The sequence below is a fragment of the Pantoea sp. Cy-640 genome, assembly GCF_011752635.1.
GTDB classification, from domain to species: domain Bacteria; phylum Pseudomonadota; class Gammaproteobacteria; order Enterobacterales; family Enterobacteriaceae; genus Pantoea; species Pantoea dispersa.
Genome location: NZ_VWXB01000027.1, coordinates 1 through 701, shown reverse-complemented (window position 1 = coordinate 701; position 701 = coordinate 1). Strand labels below are relative to the sequence as shown.

General features: G+C 50.1%; 1 tRNA gene and 2 rRNA genes. All 3 read left to right on the top strand.

Annotation, left to right across the window (positions count from 1 at the left end):
- Positions 1 to 83 (top strand): 16S ribosomal RNA (locus F3J36_RS24020); the annotation flags it as partial.
- Between the two features lie 86 nt (positions 84 to 169).
- Positions 170 to 245: transfer RNA gene (locus F3J36_RS24015), tRNA-Glu, on the top strand.
- Positions 246 to 587: 342 nt separating this feature from the next.
- Positions 588 to 701: ribosomal RNA gene (locus F3J36_RS24010) — 23S ribosomal RNA — on the top strand; the annotation flags it as partial.

Below are 701 nucleotides of genomic sequence, written 5' to 3'. Positions count from 1 at the left end.
CGCTTACCACTTTGTGATTCATGACTGGGGTGAAGTCGTAACAAGGTAACCGTAGGGGAACCTGCGGTTGGATCACCTCCTTACCTGAAGATACTTTCCCGCGAAGTGCTCACACAGATTGTCTGATGAAAAAGTAATGAGCAAAGCGTCTTACGAAAGAGACTTCAGTGTCCCCTTCGTCTAGAGGCCTAGGACACCGCCCTTTCACGGCGGTAACAGGGGTTCGAATCCCCTAGGGGACGCCACTTGCTGGTAATGAGTGAAAGGCGTTACCGATAATACTTCAGAGTGTGCTGATTAAGCATGCTGCGAAGTATTTGCTCTTTAACAATCCGGAACAAGCTGAAAATTGAAACGACACGTCGTATTCATTCTCCGTAATAAGAATGAAATTTACGATGTGTTCGAGTCTCTCAAATTTTCACATCCCATGTGGAATGCAGGAATCAACGAGCATGGAAAAAGGCAAGGCGCATCGGCGCACAGCCAGCGGAGCGTACTGACGTACGTGAGCATGGCGAGCACCGCTGCAACGCAGCATTTTTCCGGCGCAGTGATTCCGGACATGAAACGTCTGTGGGTTGTGAGGTTAAGCGACTAAGCGTACACGGTGGATGCCCTGGCAGTCAGAGGCGATGAAGGACGTGCTAATCTGCGAAAAGCGACGGTAAGGTGATATGAACCGCTACAGCCGTCGATGT